Genomic DNA, 18,657 nt, shown 5'->3' with positions numbered 1-18,657 from the left:
TGCGCCATGGCCCATGTAAGCCTGCAACAACTGACCAAATCCTACGACGGCCGCCACAATGTGCTGGCCGGCATCGACCTCGACATCCGCGACGGTGAATTCGTCGTACTGGTAGGCCCTTCCGGCTGCGGCAAATCGACCTTGCTGCGCATGCTGTGCGGCCTGGAAAGCATTTCGCAGGGCACCTTGTCCATCGGCGGCAAGGTTGTCAACGACTTGCCGCCGGCCGAACGGGGCATCGCCATGGTCTTCCAGAGCTATGCCCTGTATCCGCACATGAGCGTGTACCGCAACATGGCGTTCGGCCTGAAGATCGCTGGCGCCAGCAAGGAAGCCATCGCCCAGCGCGTGCGCCACGCGGCCGCCATCCTGAAGATCGACCACCTGCTGGAACGGCTGCCGCGCGAACTGTCGGGCGGCCAGCGCCAGCGCGTGGCCATCGGCCGCGCCATCGTGCGCGAACCGCAGCTGTTCCTGTTCGACGAGCCGCTGTCCAACCTCGACGCGGCCCTGCGCGTGCAGACGCGGCTGGAAATTGCCAAGCTGCATCGCCAGTTGAACGCCACCATCGTGTATGTGACGCACGACCAGGTCGAGGCGATGACCCTGGGCGACAAGATCGTCGTCATGCATGGCGGCCATATCCAGCAGGCCGGCACGCCGCTCGAGCTGTACCAGCAGCCGGCCAACCGCTTCGTGGCCGGCTTCATCGGCGCGCCGATGATGAATTTCTTCGAGGGCAAGGTCATCGCCGCGCAGGACGATGGCGTGCGCGTGGCGCTGGCCAGCGGCCAGGAAATCACGGCCCTCGTCGATCCGGCCGGCTTGCTGCCGGGCGATGCCGTCACGGTCGGCCTGCGCGCCGAACATATCCTGGAAAACGGCGATGGCAGCGCCCAGTTCCAGGGCGTCGTCAGCCTGGTGGAACACCTGGGCGAAGCCAACTTCATCTACCTGGCACTGGACAACGGCCAGGAACTGGTGATACGCGGCGACGGCAACAACCGCGTGCCGCTGGGCCAGCCATTCACGGTCTCGGCCGCCAGCAGCGCCTTCCATCTGTTCGACGCGCAAGGCGTGGCGCGCACGCGGCGCGAACCCGGCAACCTGATTTCATCGAAACAGATTTTGGCCGCCTGAACCTTTCCGCCCAGGCAGTCCCCCGATTGGATCGGCAGCGATCCGGTACGACGTGCCCAAGCACGCATTTTGATAACGACAAGGAGATTCCATGCAACACCCGATCAAGACCTCGCTGGCCCTGGCCTGCACTATGCTGCTGGCCTGCGGCGCCGCCCACGCCAGCGATGCCGAAGGCGAATACCACGGCTACTTCCGCGCCGGCCTCGGCTCGAGCTCGGACAGCCGCGGCCCGCAAAGCTGCTACGGCCTGGGCGGCAACACCATGCGCTACCGGCTCGGCAACGAATGCGACACCTATGGCGAGTTCGAATACCAGAAGGAAATGGCCAAGTCGCCCAATGGCGTCAGCTTCGTCGGCCATATCATGGTGGCCGCCTACACGCCCAGCTCCGCCGTCAGCGATTCGGAGCTGAGCATGTCGAAGATGTACGTGGAAGCGAAAAACATCGCCATGCTCAACGGCGGCACGGCCTGGATCGGCAAGCGCTACTACATGCGTCCCGACATCCACATGCTGGACTTGCAATACATCAATATGAACGGCACGGGCGGCGGCATCGACCAGTACAAGCTGGGACCGGGCCGCATCAGCTATGGCTTCTTCAAGGATAACGACAAGCCCGGCAACTCGGCCATCCGGCAAAATCTCGTCTACCAGGGCATCCCCATCAACCAGGATGGCACGCTGGAAGTGCTGACCACCCTCATCACGCCCGACAAGAAGGACAGCACCTCGCACAGCGGCTGGCAGGCCACCGTGCTGCACAAGCTGGATAAAGTGTGGGGCGGCGCCAACACCTTCGGCATCCAGTACGGCGTGGGGCCGGGCACGGGCGCCGGCGGCCAGTGCTGCGACCGCATGGGCACGACGGGGTCGATCCGCAACGGCAGCGACGTCACGCGCCTGCGCATCTTCAATTCGCTGTGGATACAGCCGACGCCGGAATGGAGCGCGGAAATGATCGCCATCGTGCAGCGCGACAAGTCCGACGCCACGGGCGGCAGTTCGACCTGGACCACCCTGGGCGTGCGCCCCGTGTATGCCGTCAACGACAACTTCAAGCTGCAATTCGAGCTGGGCACGGACCGCGTGACCTCGCCCACGGGCGGCGCCGCGCAGCGCCTGACCAAGCTGACCTTCGCGCCCACCCTGACAGCGGGCAAAGGTTACTGGTCGCGCCCCGAGCTGCGCGCCTTTGTCACCTACGGCAAATGGAACGACGCCGCCACTGCCGCCGTCAACAAGGCCAATGAATCGGGCCCCGTGTACGGCAACGCCACCAGCGGCACCTCGTTCGGCCTGCAGGTGGAAACGTGGTTTTAAGCGCTGGTTTTAATTACCCATCTTGATATGGCGCAGTGCATGCGCCTGTCGGACTGCGCGAAATCGCGTGCCGCGCTATGCTGCACGCCATACCGCTCACTTCGGAGGTCGCATGCACACCGCATTTCCCCGGGTCGCCGCCGCGCTGGCCCTGTCTTTCGCCAGCATGGCCTGGGCCCGCGATGCCGCCATCGCGCCGGCCCCCGTCCTGAGCGCGCGCCAGCAGGCGCTGATGGCCACCGTCGTGGGCAGCGCCGCCCAGCCGCGCATCCTGCAGGTAAGCCTCGATGAACTGCATCCGACCCAGCCGGCCATCGGCTACGACCAGGTGTACTACAAGCTGGGCCGCTATGCGGCCGAGGCAAAACACATCGCCGACATCGCCAAGCCAAAGAAATTCGCCGACCTGTGCGAAGCCAATGGCCAAGGCGACGTCTTGCCTGGCACGGCCAATGTGCCGGACGCCACCCTGGCCGCGCCACCGGCCGGCTACCGCTGCAAGGCGGCCGTGGGCAGCCGTCCCGACGACATGAAGACTGTCGTCATCGGCCCGCGCGGCACCGTGTACCTGACCGATGGCCACCACACGTTTTCCACTTTCCTGGATGCCGATGGCGGGCGCAATCATCGATTGAAGGTCTGGGTCAAGGTCAGCGACAATTTCAGCGCGCTGGGCGAAGCGGCCTTCTGGACGCGCATGCGCGAAGAGAACAAGGTGTGGCTGAAAAACGGCCAGAACCAGGCCATCACGCCGCAGCAGCTGCCGTCCGCCATCGGCCTGAAGGCCCTGGGCGACGATCCGTACCGCTCGCTCGTCTACTTTACGCGCGGGATCGGCTACGAGCCGCCCGACAAGGCCACGGAATTCCTCGAATTCTACTGGGCCGACTGGCTGCGCCGCAAACCGGCGCTCAACCTGGAACCTGCCGATCTGCTTGATCCCGCCGCGTATGCCAGCGCCATCCTGCTGGCCGCGCAGGCGATGGTGGCGCTGCAACCGGCGGAGATCGTCAGCGGCGGCAAGCGCGCGGAGGACCTTGGCGCGCTGCGCGAAATCGACCACGCAGCATTCGACGAACTGACCGAAGACAAGGGCAAGCTGGGCTACGCCATCGGCTACCGCAAGTCGCTGCTGCGCCAGTAACCTCCCGGCGTGTCATCATCCTGACATCTGCGCCCGCTAGCATGTCGGCACTTTTCAGGCCGACATCACGGGACACCATGTACAAGCACAATATCCGCCGCAGCACCCGCAGCACCTTATCCATTGCCATCGCCTTCGCGCTGGGCGCCAGCCTGGCCGCCTGCGGCGGCAACGACTACCGCGACACCACCACGGCGCCCGTCGCCCCGGTGGAGCCCGTCACCCCCGCACGCATCCTGAACGTGGTAGCGGCCACCGGCAAGGCCGTGGCGAATGCCTCCGTCACCGTGCTCGACGCCGGCAAGAATGCCGTCGGCAGCGGCACCACGGACGCGAACGGCAAAGCGGCCATCACCCTGGCCGCCACGGCGAAGGCGCCCTTCCTCGTCTCCGTCACGCCGGCAGGCGGCACCACGCTGTACGCACTGTCGCTGAAGGAAAGCGCCGTCAACCTGACGCCGCTCACCTCCGTCATCGCCATGCAACTGCTGGGCAGCATCCCGTCGAGCGCATCCCCCGCCAGCCTGGCCGCCATCGATGCGGCACGCCTGCAAACGGCGCAGACGCAGCTGGGCACGGCCCTGGCGGCGCCCCTGCAAACCCTGGGCATGGCGGCCAGCTATGATTTCGTCAATGGCCCCCTGACGCCGAACAGCAAGGACCCGGCAGACGTCCTGCTCGACAACCTGCAGGTAAAGCAGAACGGTACGGATATCGATATCGTCAACGCCAGCGGCAGCATCGTCGCGCAGATCACCGATGGCGGCGCGCCGCTCGCCACCGGCAAGAGCGTGCTGGAAACGCCGCCCGTGCTCAGCGCGCGCCAGCAAGTCCTGGCAGCCACGGCTGCCGGCACCGATGCAGCGCCCGTCTTCCTGCAAGTGTCGCTCGACGAACTGCACCCCACGCAACCGGCCATCGGCTACGACCAGGTGTACTACAAGCTGGGCCGCTATGGCGCGGAAGACCTGGTCATGGCCAAGACCAACAAGCCGAAGAAATTCGCCGAACTGTGCGAAGCCAACGGCCAGGACGACGTGGTAAGCAAGACGGCCAACGTGGCCGGCGCCACCCTGACCAATCCACCGGCGACGTTCCAGTGCAAGGCCGCCGTGGGCACCAAGCCGGGCGACATGAAGACCGTCGTCATCGGCCCGAACGGCACCCTGTACCTGACGGACGGCCACCACACGTTTTCCGCCTTCCGCGACGCCGACAATGGCCAGAACCTGCAGCTGAAAGTGTGGGTCAAGGTGACGGACAATTTCAGCAAGCTCAATGAATACGATTTCTGGGCGCAGATGAAAAAGGTCAACAAGGTCTGGCTGAAAGACGGCAGCAACAAGGCGATCGCCACCAGCCAGCTGCCCGCGTCCATCGGCTTGAAGTCGCTGGGCAACGACCCGTACCGCTCGCTCGTCTACTTCACGCGCGACGCCGGCTACGTGGTGCCGTCGACGGCCACGGAATTCCTCGAATTCTACTGGGCCGACTGGCTGCGCACACAGGCCGGCATCGACCTGGCCAAGACGGATACGCGCGACGCCGCCAGCTACATGGCCACCATCAAGAGCGCATCGACGGCGATGGCCGGCCTGAAGGCGAACGATATCGTCAGCCGCGGCGTGACGGCGCAAACCCTGGGCTGGACGGGCGTCTTCAGCCAGGCGGCGCTGGACGACCTGGTCACGCCAACGGGCAAGCTCAGCTATTCCATCGCGTACAAGAAATCTCTGGCGAAATAAGCGCGGCGCAAACGACAACGGCCCGCCTGTCAGCTGACAGGCGGGCCGTTTTCATGGGTAACGACGCTTACGCGATGCGCTCGCCGTTGGCCGGATCGAACAGGGCCGCTTTCGACAGGTTGAACGACAGCTGCATGGTCTGTCCTGGCAGCACGGCTTCGCGCGGGTGCGTGCGGCAAGTGACGGCGGCGCCGTTCAGGCGCGTCGTCAGCAAGGTATCCGGGCCGGTCGGCTCGACCAGGTCGATCAGGCAACCGAGTTCCTGGCCCACGTCGCCGTGCGCGCTGCTCATGTCCGTGATCTGCTCCGGGCGCACGCCCAGGATCACGTCGCGGCCCGCATAGCTGCGCAGCTTGTCGGCCGCGAACGGCAAGGCCAGGCGCATGCTCTTGCCCGCGTTCTCGATGGCGACAAACACCTCGTTGCCTTCGATGACAGGCTTGACGGTGATGAAGTTCATCGATGGCGAACCGATGAAGCCGGCCACGAACAGGTTGGCCGGGTTGTCGTAGATTTCCTGCGGCGTGCCCAGCTGCTGCACTACCCCATCCTTCATAACGGCGATCAGGTCGCCCATGGTCATCGCTTCGATCTGGTCATGCGTGACGTAGACGATGGTGGCCTTCAGGCGCTGGTGCAGCAGCTTGATCTCGGCGCGCATTTCCACGCGCAGCTTGGCGTCCAGGTTCGACAGCGGTTCGTCGAACAGGAACAGCGACGGCTTGCGCGAAATGGCGCGGCCCATGGCGACCCTCTGGCGCTGTCCGCCCGACAGCTGCGCCGGACGACGGTCGAGCAAATGCGTGATCTGCAGGGTTTCGGCGACGCGGGCGACGATTTCTTCCTGCTCCGCCTTCGGCACTTTTTTCACGTTCAAGCCAAACGCGATGTTTTCGCGCACCGTCATCGACGGGTACAGCGCGTAGGACTGGAACACCATGGCGATGTCGCGGTCCTTCGGCGGCAGGTCGTTGACGACCTTGCCGTCGATGAGGATTTCGCCCGACGTGACGCTTTCCAGGCCGGCCACCATGTTGAGCAAGGTCGACTTGCCGGAGCCGGAGCCGCCGACGAGGATCAGGAACTGGCCATCCTTGATCTCGATGTCGATGCCCTTGAGGACTTCGACGCCATTCGTGTACACCTTGCGGATGCTGCGTATCGATAAACTGGACATATTCTTTCCTTAACCTTTGACTGCGCCTGCGGTCAGACCGCGCACAAAATAACGGCCTGCGACCAGATAGACCAGCAGGGTCGGCAGCGCGGCAATCACCGCGGCCGCCATGTTGACGTTGTATTCCTTCACGCCCGTGGACGTGTTGACCAGATTGTTCAAGCCCACCGTGATCGGCTGCGAATCGCCACTGGCGAAGACGATGCCGAACAGGAAGTCGTTCCAGATCTGCGTGAATTGCCAGATGATGCAGACGACGAAAATCGGACCCGAAATCGGCAGCACGATCTTGCGGAAGATCAGGAAGAAGCCGGCGCCGTCGATGCGCGCCGCCTTGATCAATTCTTCCGGCACGCCGATATAGTAGTTACGGAAGAACAGGGTCGTGAACGCCGTGCCATACACCACGTGGACAAAGACTAGGCCGGTAGTCGTATTGGCCAGGCCGAATTCGCCCAGCAGGCGCGCCATCGGCAGGATCACCACCTGGAACGGAATGAAGCAGCCCACCAGCAAGGCGGCAAACAGGATTTCCGAACCGCGGAAGCGCCAGTGCGCGAACACATAGCCGTTGAAGGCGCCCAGGAAGGTCGAGATCAGCACGGCGGGAATCACCATCTTGATCGAGTTCCAGAAGAACGGCTGCATGCCGTCACAGGTGACGCCCGTGCAGGCCGAGGACCAGGCCTTGGACCAGGAATCGAACTGCCACACGTGCGGCAAGGCCAGCAGGTTGCCGCTGCGGATCTCGTCGAGCGACTTGAACGACGTCGACAGGGTCACGTACAGGGGCACGATGTAGTACACCGCAAACAGAATCAGCAGCAGGTATACCACCACCCGTCCGAGGGTGAGGCGATTATTGCGGGTAGGTGTCATCTCATCGCCTTTGCGCTGCGCGTTTCCAGGTACATCAGCGGCACGAGCACGGCCACGATGGTGGCCAGCATCATCATTGCTGATGCCGAGCCCAGGCCCAGCTGGCCGCGGGTGAAGGAAAACTGGTACATGAAGATGGCCGGCACGGACGACGAATTGCCAGGTCCGCCAGCCGTCAATGCGATGACCAGGTCGAAGCTCTTGATGGCGATATGCGCGAGGATCAGCAGCACGCTGAAGAACACGGGACGCATGGCGGGAATCACGATGCGCCAGTAGATCGTCGGCAGGGACGCGCCATCGACTTGCGCCGCCTTGATGATTTCATCATCGATGCCGCGCAGGCCGGCCAGGAACAGGGCCATGACAAAGCCCGACGACTGCCAGACGCCGGCGATCACCACCGTGTAGATGGCCATGTCGGAGTTCACCAGCCAGTCGAAGGTAAACGAGGTCCAGCCCCAGTCGTGCATGACCTTTTCCAGGCCCAGGCTGGGATTGAGCATCCATTTCCAGGCCGTACCGGTGACGATGAAGGACAGCGCCATCGGATACAGGTAGATGGCGCGCAGCGCGCCTTCGGCGCGGATTTTCTGGTCCAGCAGGATGGCCAGGAACAGGCCGATGGCGATGCTGCAACCGATGAACAGGACACCAAAGATGCCGAGGTTCTTGAGCGAGGTCCACCAGCGCTCATTATCGAACAGCTCGTAGTATTGCACCAGGCCGGCGAACTCGTAGTTCGGCATCAGCCGCGATTCGGTCAGCGACAGCCAACCGGTCAAAAAGATAAAACCATAGACGAATACCAAGCTGGCGATGAGCGTGGGGCCCAACACCATCTGCGGTATCCATCGGTCGAATTGCTTGCGTATGGACATAGGACAGCCGTAGAAGTAGAACTGCGTGTGGCGCCGGCCTGGTCGAGCGCCAGGGCGGACGCCTGCGATGCATGCGATGCAGCGGGCGCCGGCGGGAGTGCCGGCGCCGTCGTGATTACTTCACTTTTGCCGCTTTGGCCAATGCTGCAACCGCGTCTTTCGAGCTCATGTTGGTGTTCATGAACTTGGCGATGACGTCGGTCACGGCGCCTTGCGTGGCCGATGGCAGCGCCATGCCGTGGGCGAACGATGGCACCAGGCCGCCGGTCTTGTTGGTGGCGTCCATGTCTTCCATCGATTTCAGGGCGCAAGCGTCAAACTTGTCCTTGGAAACGCCGGAACGCACAGGGATGGAACCCTTGTTCAGGTTGAAGATCGACTGGAACTTCGGATTCATGATGGCGTTGGCCAGGGCGATCTGCCCTTTCTTCGCATTCGCATCCTTTTGCGTGAACATGGCAAACGAATCGATATTGAAGGTGTAGGCCTTGTCCGTGCCAGGAGCTGCCACGCACAGGTAGTCCTTGCCCGGCACCTTGCCTGCAGCCGTGAACTCGCCCTTGGCCCAGTCGCCCATGAACTGGAAGCCGGCCTTGTTGTTGATGACCATGGCGGTGGCCAGGTTCCAGTCGCGGCCTGCCGCATCCTTGTCGATGTAGGTTTTCACCTTGCCCAGGGTGTCGAACACCTTGAGCATGGTCGGGCCGGTCAATTCCTTCTGGTCCAGCTTGAGGATGGCCTTTTTGTAGAATTCCGTGCCGCCTACGCCCAGCGCGACGGATTCAAACACGGTGGCGTCCTGCCAAGGCTGGCCGCCGTGGGCGATCGCGATGCCGCCCGATTTCTTGATTTTCTCGGCCGCGTCGAAGAACGCATCCCAGGTGGTCGGAGTGGTGGCCACGCCGGCTTTTTTCAGCACTTCCGGATTGACCCACATCCAGTTGACGCGGTGGACGTTGACGGGAGCGGCGACGTAGTGGCCCTTGTATTTCATGATGTCGGCGACGACTTTCGGCAGCACGGCATCCCATTTGCCTGGAATGGCGGCATCATCGATATTCGCCAGCACGCCTTCTGCGCCCCATTCCTGGATCGATGGGCCCTTGAGCTGGGCAGCCGTTGGCGGGTTGCCGGAAATGACGCGGGTTTTCAGCGCGGTCGCGGCGTTTTCGCCAGCGCCACCGGCCACGGCGAAGTCTTTCCAGCCAAAGCCGCTTTCTTTCACGATTTGCTGCAACTGGCCCACGGACTTCGCTTCGCCGCCGGAGGTCCAGTAGTGCAACACTTCCACGTCGGTCGCAAAGGCGCTGCCAGCGAATGCCAGGGTGGTCAATGCGGCCAGTTGGGTAATCTTGAATTTCAGTTTCATCTCCACATTCCTTTTTTGATCAAGCTTTTAGGGGGCTTCGGCATACGGGGGCCGAAAAAGGTGAAATCTGCGCCTGTACCGGCGCTCTTGTACTCAGACCCGCTTGCAAACGGGCATCATCTTCAGTGAAAAGACGGCGCCGTGATCCATGAAACGACTACATTGCATTTATATCACGGGACGGCGCCAAAAACGCATCCGCGAAGGATGCGCCAGGTTGATTTAGACTTACGACGCCTGCTAACTTAGAACCAGGTTTCTACCTGGAAACCATAGGAAGTGCCGCTGGTATTGTTGTTGTAGATCGGGCCGCCGTTGTTCGACGCGTTGACCGAGGCGGTGGCCGCATCGTTCCATTTGCCGTACGTCACGAAAGCGCGCAGTTCAGGACGCGACCACAGGCCAGGGCCGGCCGAGATCGTCGGTGCGATGGTCAGCTTGGTCAGGCGCTTGGCTGGCTGGCCGCCCGATTGCGTCACGCGGTCCGTGCCCAGTTCGCCCACCAGCTTGAAGTTGTTGGTGAATGCGTACACAGGACGCACGCCGACCGAGGTCCAGGTCGAGGAACCGGCGGCGGTCGATTCGTCTTTTTGCCACAGGGCGACGAATTCCATGCCGAAGTTTTCCATCGGCTGGATCGCCATGTCATTGAAGACGCGCGTGCGCTTGCGGTCAGAACCGTAGGAAGTGCTGCCCGAGGCGCCGAACTGTCCGTTGCCGTCACCGCCAACACCAGGGCCGACGCCGTACTGCACGCCGAAGGTGTTGCCGCCGCCGAAGACTTTGCCTTGACGGTGGAATGCCGACAGTTGCCAGCCGTTATGTTTCGGGCCGTAGATGTCGTTGTCCTTGCCTTCGGCCGTGATGATGGTCGCGGCCAGGTCCAGGGTGCCATTTTCATTGACGGGAATTTCGCCGTAGATGAAGTTCTGGCGCACGGCGGAACGGGTGCCGGTGATGGCGCCAGTGTTCTTATCGCGGGCATTGATGTCGTTGTCCTTGAAGAAGGCATACGAGAATTTACCCGGGCCAACAGGAATGCGGTCCAGGCCGGCGCCGGTGCCGTTCATGTTGATGTATTGCAGATCCAGCATGTGGATGTCAGGACGGTAGTAGAAACGCTTGCCGACCCAAGCCGTGCCGCCGTTCAGGAAATCGAGTCCCTGCGCTTCGACATAGGCCTTGACGATGCCCAGTTTGTTGTCGCCGAAATCCGAGTTTGGCGCGTAGGCGTTGACCCAGATGGTGGCCAGGTAGTTCACGCCGCCGGACTTGGCAACAGACTTGGTGTAGCCGAATTCCGTGTAGGCGTCGCACTCATTGCCCAGACGATATTTCATGGTATTGCCACCCAGGCCGAAGCAGCCTTGCGAACCGCCGTCGCTCGACGTATTGCTGCCGGCGCCAGCGCGCAGGTAGCCGTGGAAGCCTTCGGAGTCGGATGGGTACATTGGGTCGGCGGCAGCGGAACCGCTGGCGATGGCCAAGACGATGGCAGCTGGCAGTGTCTTCAACACGGCCTTCAACATGGTGCGATGCAGCATGGTAAGTCTCCTCAGTAATTTATTTTTTATCTAGTCATTCGTGGCCGAATGTACTGGCCAGAATTCTTTCCAGCAGGGACATAGTAACTATACTACGAACAAATATCAACATATTATGTTGTAATCCTACGACTACTCTGCGACACTTTATTTGCGCAGGGATTTGCCGGTTGACCGCCCTGATTTTTCAGCTGGCGCCGCCCGTTTCCGGCGCTGCGTGCAAGCATTTGCGCGGGTGCCCCGCATTTTTCGGCACGCGGCACGTATACGAATTAAAATCCTTGGTTTTTGCCATAACGACAGTGCGCCGCCATGACAGCGCACGCAAACGAGACTAGGCACCGCCATGAAAATTGATGAAAAAATGGAAGTAGCAGGCAGCGATCCGGCGGAGCGATTCAGTGAAGGGCCGCGCCTGCTGGCCGACATCGGCGGCACCAATGCCCGTTTCGTGCTTGAGACGCGCCAGGGCCACCTGGAAGCGGTGGCCGTGCTGCCCTGCGACGACTACGCTTCGCTGCTCGACGCCATCACCGCGTATATGGATAGCAGCGAGGCGCGCGCCGCCGGTTCGGCCCGCGTGCGCCATGCGGCCATCGCCATCGCCAATCCCATCGACGACGACACTATCCGCATGATGAACCATCACTGGTTCTTCTCGATCGAGGCCATGCGCGCCACGCTGGGCCTCGACACCCTGCTGGTGGTGAATGACTTCACGGCGCTGGCCATGGCCCTGCCCTATCTGCGGCCCGACCAGCGCCTGCAGATCGGCGGCGGCATGGCGCGCGCCGACAGCGTCATCGGCCTGCTCGGTTCGGGTACGGGCCTGGGCGTGTCGGGCATGATCCCCGCGGAAGACCGCTGGATCGCGCTGGGCAGCGAAGGGGGCCACGTCAGCTTCGCGCCCTGCGACCAGCGCGAGATGGACGTGCTGTCCTTCGCCTGGCGCGAACTGTCGCACGTCTCGGCCGAACGCCTCGCCTCCGGGCGCGGGCTGGAACTGATCTACCGCGCCCTGTCCGAACGCGCCGGCAAGCCCGACGCGCTGCCGCTGCTGGCAGCCGAAATCACCAGCCGCGCCCTGAACAATGAATGCGAAGTGTGCCTTGAAGCGGTGGACTGTTTCTGCGCCATCCTCGGCTCCATCGCCGGCAACGTGGCCATGACCCTGGGCGCGCTGGGCGGCATCTATATAGGCGGGGGCATCGTGCCGCGCCTGGGCCCCCTGTTCGAGCAGTCGCAGTTCCGCGCCCGCTTCGAGCAAAAGGGCCGCCTGAACGACTACCTGGCGCAGATCCCCACCTTTCTGATCACGGCCGAACTGCCGACGTTCCTCGGTATCGCCGCCATCCTGGCGCAAAAGCTCAAGCGCGCCCATTCCGGCGCGCCCGTGCTCGAATCCGTGCGCCAGGCGCGCGGGCGCATGAGCCCCTCGGAATGCAAGGTGGCCGACTGGGTGCTGAAGGAGCCGAACGCCATGCTGACCCTGCCGATCGCGGAAATCGCCCAGAGGGTCGGCGTGAGCCAGCCGACCGTGATGCGCTTTTGCCGCTCGATCGGCGTGCAGGGCCTGGCCGACTTCAAATTGAAGCTGGCGTCCGGCCTGACGGGCGGCGCCATTACGGTAGCCCACTGCCACGTGGAGATCTCGGACTCCGACGCCGAACTGGCGCGCAAGGTGTTGGGCAATAACGCCTCGGCCGCGCTGGCCATGCGCGACATGCTCGACGTGAAGGCGCTGACGGCCGCCATCGAGCTGCTGCGCGGCGCACAGCGCGTGGAATTGCTGGCAGTGGGCAGCGCCCGCGTGGTGGCCGACGACATGCAGCACAAGCTGCTCAACCTGGGCATCGTCAGCAGCTTCTTTGCCGATCCGCAGGCGCAGGAAATGAGCGCCGCCATGCTGAAACCGGGCGACGTGGCGCTGGTCATTTCCCGCTCGGGCGCCCTGCCCGACCTGCTGCGCACCGTCAAGGTGGCGCAGGGCTGCGGCGCGCGCGTGCTGGCGATCACGGCCAGCGGTTCGCCGCTGGCCAAGCTGGCCGACGTGCTGCTGACCTTGAACCACCCTGAAGGCAATCTCAATTTCGTGCCCATGATCGTGCGCCTGCTGCAGCTGATGATGCTCGATATCCTGTCCGTGGGACTGGCGCGGCGCGACACGGCGCAGCGCACCAGCGCCGCCGAACTGGAAGAAGGCCAATTGCACGGCATGCGCATCAGCGGCAAGCTGAAATTCGGTGGCCACCTCGAATAAGGCGGCGCACGCCGCCCCTGATGCCGCCAACGGCGCCACCGTGCATGACGTGGCGCGCGTGGCCGGCGTATCGGCCATGACGGTATCGCGCGTGATCAATGGACGCAGCAGCGTCAGCGCGGCCACGCGCGACAAGGTCGAGGCGGCGATCGCCAGCCTGCGCTATCAGCCCAACCTGGCGGCCAGGGCGGCGCGCACGGGCACCCTGCGCATCGGCCTGTTGTACAGCAATCCGAGCGCAGCCTTCCTCAGCGAATTTTTAGTTGGCGCCATGGATCAATGCCGCCAGGGCGGCGGCCAGTTGCTGCTGGAACGCTGCGAAGACCTGGACAGCCAGCGCGCCGGCATCGATTGCCTGGTGGCGGCCGGCGTGGATGGCATCCTCGTGCCGCCGCCCCTGTGCGATTCGCCGGAAGTGCTGGCGCAACTGAACCGGATGGGTATCCCGGCCATCGCCGTGGCCACGGCGCGCCCCTCGCCCGGCGTCTCGGCCGTGCGCATCGACGACTACGAAGGCGCGCTGGCCATGACGCGCCACCTGCTCGCGCTGGGCCACCGCGACATCGGCTTCATCGAAGGCGATCCGGCGCACACGCCCGCCCTGCTGCGCCGCCAGGCCTTCGAGGACGCCATGCGGGAAGCCGGCTTGCCGGTGCCGCCGCACAGGGTCGCTCAAGGCTATTTTACGTATCGCTCGGGACTCGACGCGGCGCGCCGGCTGCTGGCGCAGAAACCGCACCCGAGCGCCATCTTCGCCAGCAACGACGACATGGCCGCCGCCACCCTGGCCGTGGCGCACGGCATGGGCTTGCAGGTGCCGGCGGAATTGAGCGTGTGCGGCTTCGACGACACGCCCGTCGCCACCACCGTCTGGCCCGAGCTGACCACCATCCACCAGCCCATCGCCGACATGGCGCGCGCCGCCGTCAATCTCGTCATCGACGAAATCCGCCAGCGCCGCGCGGGGGAACCGGCCACCGCCACGCATCATTTGATGGCGTTTACCTTGATGGAGCGGGCGTCGACGGGACCCGTTACGTGGAGTCAGACCCGCCGGGTCTGACCTCGGCATTTACCGCCGGGCTGGTACTGCTAGCGCAGCACCGTGCGCGCCGCCAGCGATTCCACCAGTTCCACGGACGGCGGCGAGCCACCAGCCGCCAGGCAGGCGCCCGCGCCCGCCGCGACGGCAAAGCGCAAGTGCTGGCCGCCGTTGGCATCGGGCCGGTACATCAGGCTGTACAGCAAGCCGCCGATGCTGGCGTCGCCCGCCCCCACCGAATCGACCACCTCGATGACGGGCGGTGCCGCCTGCCATGTCTGTTCGCCCTGGTACAGCGCCGCACCCTGCGCGCCGCGCGTATACAAATACGTGGCTTGCGGATTCCAGCTGCGCAGCATGGCAAACGCGCCATCGATGTCGTCATGGCGGAACAGGCCCGCCAGGTCTTCATCGGACACCTTGATCACGTCGGCCAGCTGCGTCATGCGGCGCAGGGTGGCGTCATAGCGTTCATCCATCATGATGCGGAAGTTCGGGTCGTAGCTGATCTTCACGCCAGCCGCCTTGAGCTCCTGCGCCAGCGCCACCAGCTTGCCCGCCAGCGGTTCGCGCGCCAGGCTGATGCCGCCGAAATGCACCCATTGCGCCCCCTGCATCCAGCCGGCCGGCAGGAGCGACGCGTCGAAATGCAGGTCGGCGCTGTCGTCGCCGATGAAGTAATAGGTAGGCGGATGCAGTTCATGCACGATGGCCAGCAGCGGCGACTTCGCATGGCGCTGCAAAAACCGCATGTCCAGGCCCGCCACGTCGGTCGCCTGCGCCAGAGCGTCGCCGAAGACGTCGAGGCTGACGCCGCCCGCAAAGGCGCTGGGCACGCCCAGGCGCGCCATCACGCGCGCCACGTTCCAGGTCGAGCCGCCCACCTGGCTGTTCCAGGAGTCCGCGCCCGTGCGCAGCATGTCCGTCAACGCTTCGCCGGCCGACACAAAAGCCGGGAAAGAGGGAAAAGCGGTGGCGCTCATGCGGCACCGCCAATCACGTTCAGCACTTCATAGCAGGCGCCCATGGTGTGGTAATCGGTCTTGCCGGCCGGGCTTTTCTCATTGCTGATCTTGCCGTTTTCCGGCGTCAGAATGCGGTACCAGGCGCCGTGTTCATGGTCGACGAAATGCGTCCAGCTGTAGTCCCAGATCTTGTCATAGCTTTGCCAGTAGGCCTCGTCCCCGGTGCGCACGGCCAGCACGGCGGCGGCGGCGAAGCTTTCCGCCTGCACCCAGAAATATTTGTCGCCATCGCAGATCTCGTCCTGCGGGCCGAAACCGTAGTGGATGCCGCCATGCGCGCCATCCCATGCCTTGGCCAGGGCCATGTCGTACAGCGCGCGCGCGCGCGGCAGCAGCCAGTCGGACGGGCCGGCCATGAACCGGCTGTGGCGCTCCATGATCAGCAGCAGCTTGGCCCATTCCGTGAAGTGGCCAGGCTGGTAACCCCACGGACGGAAGATATTGCTCTTGTCGTGCAGGTTGTAGTCCCAGTCGATCGACCAGTCGGGCGTGTAGTGCTCCCAGATCATGCCGTTCGCCAGACCCGCCTGACGGACCGTGATGTTGTGCGCCAGGGTTTCGGCGCGGTGCAGATATCTCGCTTCGCCCGTCGCCTCGAACGCTGCCAGCATGGCTTCGCAGGCGTGCATGTTGGCGTTCTGGCCCCGGTAGCCGTCCAGGGTGGACCAGTCGGCGCTGGCCACGTCCGCATACAGGCCGTGTTCGGGCAGCCAGAAGCGCTGCTCCATCAGCTCAAACGTTTCGTCCAGATACGCGCGCGCTTCCGGCACGCCCGCCTGCAAGGCGTGGGCATAGGCCAGCAGCACGAAGGCCAGGCCGTAGCAGTGGTTGGCGCCGTCTTCCACCGTTTTGACGCCGTCTTTCCACGACAGTTGCCAGGCATAGCCGCCCGTGGCCGGGTCGCGGTGCACGTCGCGCAAAAAGGCCACGCCGTGGCGCAGGGCCGCCTGGTAATCGTCGCCGCCGAAGCGGCGGTACGCCATGGCGTAATTGAAGATGAAGCGCGTGCTGCTGACCAGATGGCGCGTGCTGGCGTCATACACCGTGCCGTCATCGAGGAAGAAGTGATAGAAGCCGCCGCTCGGGTCAACAGCGCGCGGGTGATAAAAATTCATCGTGTGCAGGATATGCTTTTCAAGCGTCGCCTTGGAGCGGAAATCGGGATTCATGGGTCTCTCATGATATTGTTATCGATAACAATGATGATAGCATGCCGTCTTGACTCCGTCATGCCCGCTCAGGGAGTCTTGGCCAGCCTGAGCTTTTCGCGCCACAGTGCCGCTTGCGCCGGGTCGGCCGCCTGTTCCAGCTCGCCCTTATCGTACACCTTGACCAGCCGTTCGATGGCTTCCGCGTCGCCCTGCTTCGCCGCCAGCAGGTACAGCGCGAAAGGCTTGGGCGCCGGCCCTTGCCGGGTGGGGCCGCCACGGCCCTGTTCCAGCAGCCGCGCAAAACCCGTCTGCCCCGGCGGACTTTTGGCGATGGCGGCCATTTCATACCAGCCCAGGGCCGCCTCGTCGCTCTGCGGCACGCCCTGCCCCACTTCATACGAGTACGCGACATTGTTCAAGCCGGGCGGGTCAAGCGCCTTGGCCGCCTTCATGTACCAGGTGAACGCTTCCTTGCGCTGCGCCTCGTCCCTGGCCGTCATCATCAGGCGGTAGCCGATTTCATTGTAGGCATAGATAAAGCCGTTTTCGGCATAGAACTTCAGCCAGTGCAGCGCATGCGCCTGTTCTGCCGGGCTGCTGTGGATATTTTCAAAGTGCATGGCCAGCGTGAAGTTGGCCAGCTCCACGCCTTGCGCGGCGCCCTTGCGCGACCAGTATTCGCCCAGCTTGCGGTCGATGGCCATGCCCTGCCCCAGCGTGTAGGCCACGCCGAGGAAAGCCTGCGCCGGACCATAGCCGCCTTCGGCCGATTTCCGCATCCACGCCAGGCCGGCGTCATAGTCGCGCGGCGTGCCTTCGCCGCCGTGCAGCATCTGCGCCAGCTCCAGCTGGGCGGCCGTGTCTCCCCCTTCCGCAGCCAGGCGCGCCTTCCCGAAGGCTGCCACCTTGTCCGGCGACAGGTCGGCGGGACGGTCGATCACGGCCCGCACCCTTGCGCGCATGTCGTCGAGGCCGGACATATCGAATTCGGCCAGCGCCGGATGCTGACGCGGTTCCTTGGTGGACGCCGGCTGCGCCAGCACGGGCTGCGCCAGGGCCAGGCTCAATACAAACAGCATGGTTCTCATTTCTTTTCCTTCTCGGCCAGCTTGCCGCGCCACTCGGCCGCGTCTTCGGCATTCGCAGCCTGTCCCAGTTCGCCTTTGACATACACCTCGATCATGCGCCGCATGGCGGGCACGTCGCCGCTCCACCCCGCCCGCTCGTACCAGACCAAGGCCCACTTGTCCGACTGCGCCACGCCCAGGCCCAGCTCGTGCGCGCGGGCCAGGTTGCGCATGCCGGCCGGCTCCTTTTCACGCGCCGATCTGTCATACCAGTGGAAAGCCTCGCCGCGATCCTGCTCGTCGGCGGCTGTGCGCATCAGGTGCTCACCGAGCGCGTTATAGGCAGGAGTAAAGTGTTCTTCGAGTGCGGCCTTCTTCAGCCATTGGATGGCCAGCGCCTGCTCTTCGGCGCTGCTGTCGCCATCGATGAATTCCAGCGCCAGGATGGTTTGCGCCTCTGCATTGCCCTGCGCCGCGCCCTTGCGCAGCCAGTATTCGCCATGCACGCGGTCGATGGGCACCTTGCCGCCCAAGGTATAGGCCACCCCCAAAGCCGACTGTGCCGGCGCATAGCCGCCTTCGGCCGACTTGCGTATCCAGGCCATCGACTGCGCCGTATCTTGCGGCGTGCCGACGCCCAGCTGCAGCATGCGCGCCAGGTCCAGCTGCGCCTCCACGTCGCCCGCTTCGGCCGCGCGCCGTGCCTGCTCAAACTCGGCGATGCTTTCCGGGCTATGGCTAGCCGCATCAGCCCTCGCCTTGATGGCGAGCAGCTGCAGGTCGAGCAAGGTGGGCGAGGTCTGGGCCAGGAGCGGCAACGGCAGCAGGAAAGGAATCAGCAAGAGGAATTTCTTGGGCATGCGGCGGTGTCGGAAAGAAGAAAACACGCATGGTAGCCGATGCCAT

Annotated in this window: 15 protein-coding genes; 6 read left to right on the top strand and 9 right to left on the bottom strand. The window is 63.9% G+C overall.

The window, feature by feature from the left end; all coding sequences use genetic code 11:
• Window positions 1-6: 6 nt before the first annotated feature.
• From U0004_RS12485 to U0004_RS12470, 4 genes are all read left to right on the top strand, one after another.
• The gene (locus U0004_RS12485) at window positions 7-1,140 is read left to right on the top strand and encodes an ABC transporter ATP-binding protein (protein ID WP_034777928.1); all 1,134 of its coding nucleotides are present in this window, start codon (window positions 7-9) and stop codon (window positions 1,138-1,140) included.
• A 91-nt stretch (window positions 1,141-1,231) separates the two neighbouring features.
• Window positions 1,232-2,467 carry a maltoporin gene (locus U0004_RS12480; RefSeq protein WP_070253662.1) on the top strand — a complete coding sequence of 412 codons (1,236 nt, stop codon included), beginning with the start codon at window positions 1,232-1,234 and terminating at the stop codon, window positions 2,465-2,467.
• Between the two features lie 112 nt (window positions 2,468-2,579).
• Window positions 2,580-3,611, top strand: a complete 1,032-nt coding sequence (locus tag U0004_RS12475; protein ID WP_217495205.1) for a ParB/Srx family N-terminal domain-containing protein — start codon at window positions 2,580-2,582, stop codon at window positions 3,609-3,611.
• A 77-nt stretch (window positions 3,612-3,688) separates the two neighbouring features.
• Window positions 3,689-5,356, top strand: a complete 1,668-nt coding sequence (locus tag U0004_RS12470; protein WP_070253663.1) for a ParB-like protein — start codon at window positions 3,689-3,691, stop codon at window positions 5,354-5,356.
• A 67-nt stretch (window positions 5,357-5,423) separates the two neighbouring features.
• Here the strand turns inward: U0004_RS12470 and U0004_RS12465 are convergent, their stop codons facing one another.
• From U0004_RS12465 to U0004_RS12445, 5 genes are all read right to left on the bottom strand, one after another.
• Complete coding sequence (locus U0004_RS12465; RefSeq protein ID WP_070253664.1) at window positions 5,424-6,533, bottom strand: ABC transporter ATP-binding protein; 1,110 nt, start codon at window positions 6,531-6,533, stop codon at window positions 5,424-5,426.
• 9 nt (window positions 6,534-6,542) lie between these two features.
• Window positions 6,543-7,412, bottom strand: coding sequence for a carbohydrate ABC transporter permease (locus tag U0004_RS12460; protein WP_034777933.1), 870 nt, complete (start codon window positions 7,410-7,412; stop codon window positions 6,543-6,545).
• A complete protein-coding gene (locus tag U0004_RS12455) occupies window positions 7,409-8,293 on the bottom strand; it encodes a carbohydrate ABC transporter permease (protein ID WP_034777935.1) in 885 nt (294 codons plus the stop codon). Before U0004_RS12455 ends, U0004_RS12460 begins: the two co-directional genes overlap by 4 nt.
• A 115-nt stretch (window positions 8,294-8,408) precedes the next feature.
• Window positions 8,409-9,662, bottom strand: a complete 1,254-nt coding sequence (locus U0004_RS12450) for an ABC transporter substrate-binding protein (RefSeq protein ID WP_034777937.1) — start codon at window positions 9,660-9,662, stop codon at window positions 8,409-8,411.
• Between the two features lie 245 nt (window positions 9,663-9,907).
• Entirely contained in the window at window positions 9,908-11,206 is a 1,299-nt protein-coding gene (locus tag U0004_RS12445; RefSeq protein WP_081345412.1) for a maltoporin, read from the bottom strand.
• Between the two features lie 346 nt (window positions 11,207-11,552).
• On the opposite strand from U0004_RS12445, the gene U0004_RS12440 reads away from it, so the two are divergent.
• Window positions 11,553-13,466 carry a glucokinase gene (locus U0004_RS12440; RefSeq protein WP_070253665.1) on the top strand — a complete coding sequence of 638 codons (1,914 nt, stop codon included), beginning with the start codon at window positions 11,553-11,555 and terminating at the stop codon, window positions 13,464-13,466.
• Complete coding sequence (locus U0004_RS12435; RefSeq protein ID WP_071653605.1) at window positions 13,450-14,529, top strand: LacI family DNA-binding transcriptional regulator; 1,080 nt, start codon at window positions 13,450-13,452, stop codon at window positions 14,527-14,529. Before U0004_RS12440 ends, U0004_RS12435 begins: the two co-directional genes overlap by 17 nt.
• A gap of 29 nt (window positions 14,530-14,558) precedes the next feature.
• Here U0004_RS12435 and U0004_RS12430 read toward each other — a convergent pair whose 3' ends face one another.
• The 4 genes from U0004_RS12430 to U0004_RS12415 all read right to left on the bottom strand — a co-directional run bounded on the left by U0004_RS12430 (window position 14,559) and on the right by U0004_RS12415 (window position 18,611).
• Window positions 14,559-15,491: a carbohydrate kinase family protein gene (locus U0004_RS12430; protein WP_070253666.1), complete on the bottom strand. Its 933-nt coding sequence runs from the start codon at window positions 15,489-15,491 to the stop codon at window positions 14,559-14,561.
• Window positions 15,488-16,702, bottom strand: coding sequence for an AGE family epimerase/isomerase (locus tag U0004_RS12425; RefSeq protein ID WP_070253667.1), 1,215 nt, complete (start codon window positions 16,700-16,702; stop codon window positions 15,488-15,490). The genes U0004_RS12430 and U0004_RS12425 overlap by 4 nt, the downstream gene beginning before the upstream one ends.
• A gap of 68 nt (window positions 16,703-16,770) precedes the next feature.
• Complete coding sequence (locus tag U0004_RS12420) at window positions 16,771-17,772, bottom strand: tetratricopeptide repeat protein (RefSeq protein WP_081345413.1); 1,002 nt, start codon at window positions 17,770-17,772, stop codon at window positions 16,771-16,773.
• Window positions 17,769-18,611, bottom strand: a complete 843-nt coding sequence (locus tag U0004_RS12415; protein ID WP_070253669.1) for a tetratricopeptide repeat protein — start codon at window positions 18,609-18,611, stop codon at window positions 17,769-17,771. The genes U0004_RS12420 and U0004_RS12415 overlap by 4 nt, the downstream gene beginning before the upstream one ends.
• Window positions 18,612-18,657 lie beyond the last annotated feature (46 nt).

This window comes from Janthinobacterium lividum (genome assembly GCF_034424625.1).
Classification (GTDB): domain Bacteria; phylum Pseudomonadota; class Gammaproteobacteria; order Burkholderiales; family Burkholderiaceae_D; genus Janthinobacterium; species Janthinobacterium lividum.
Note: the sequence above shows the minus strand (reverse complement) of the source record. Positions and strands in the feature narration are given on the sequence as shown.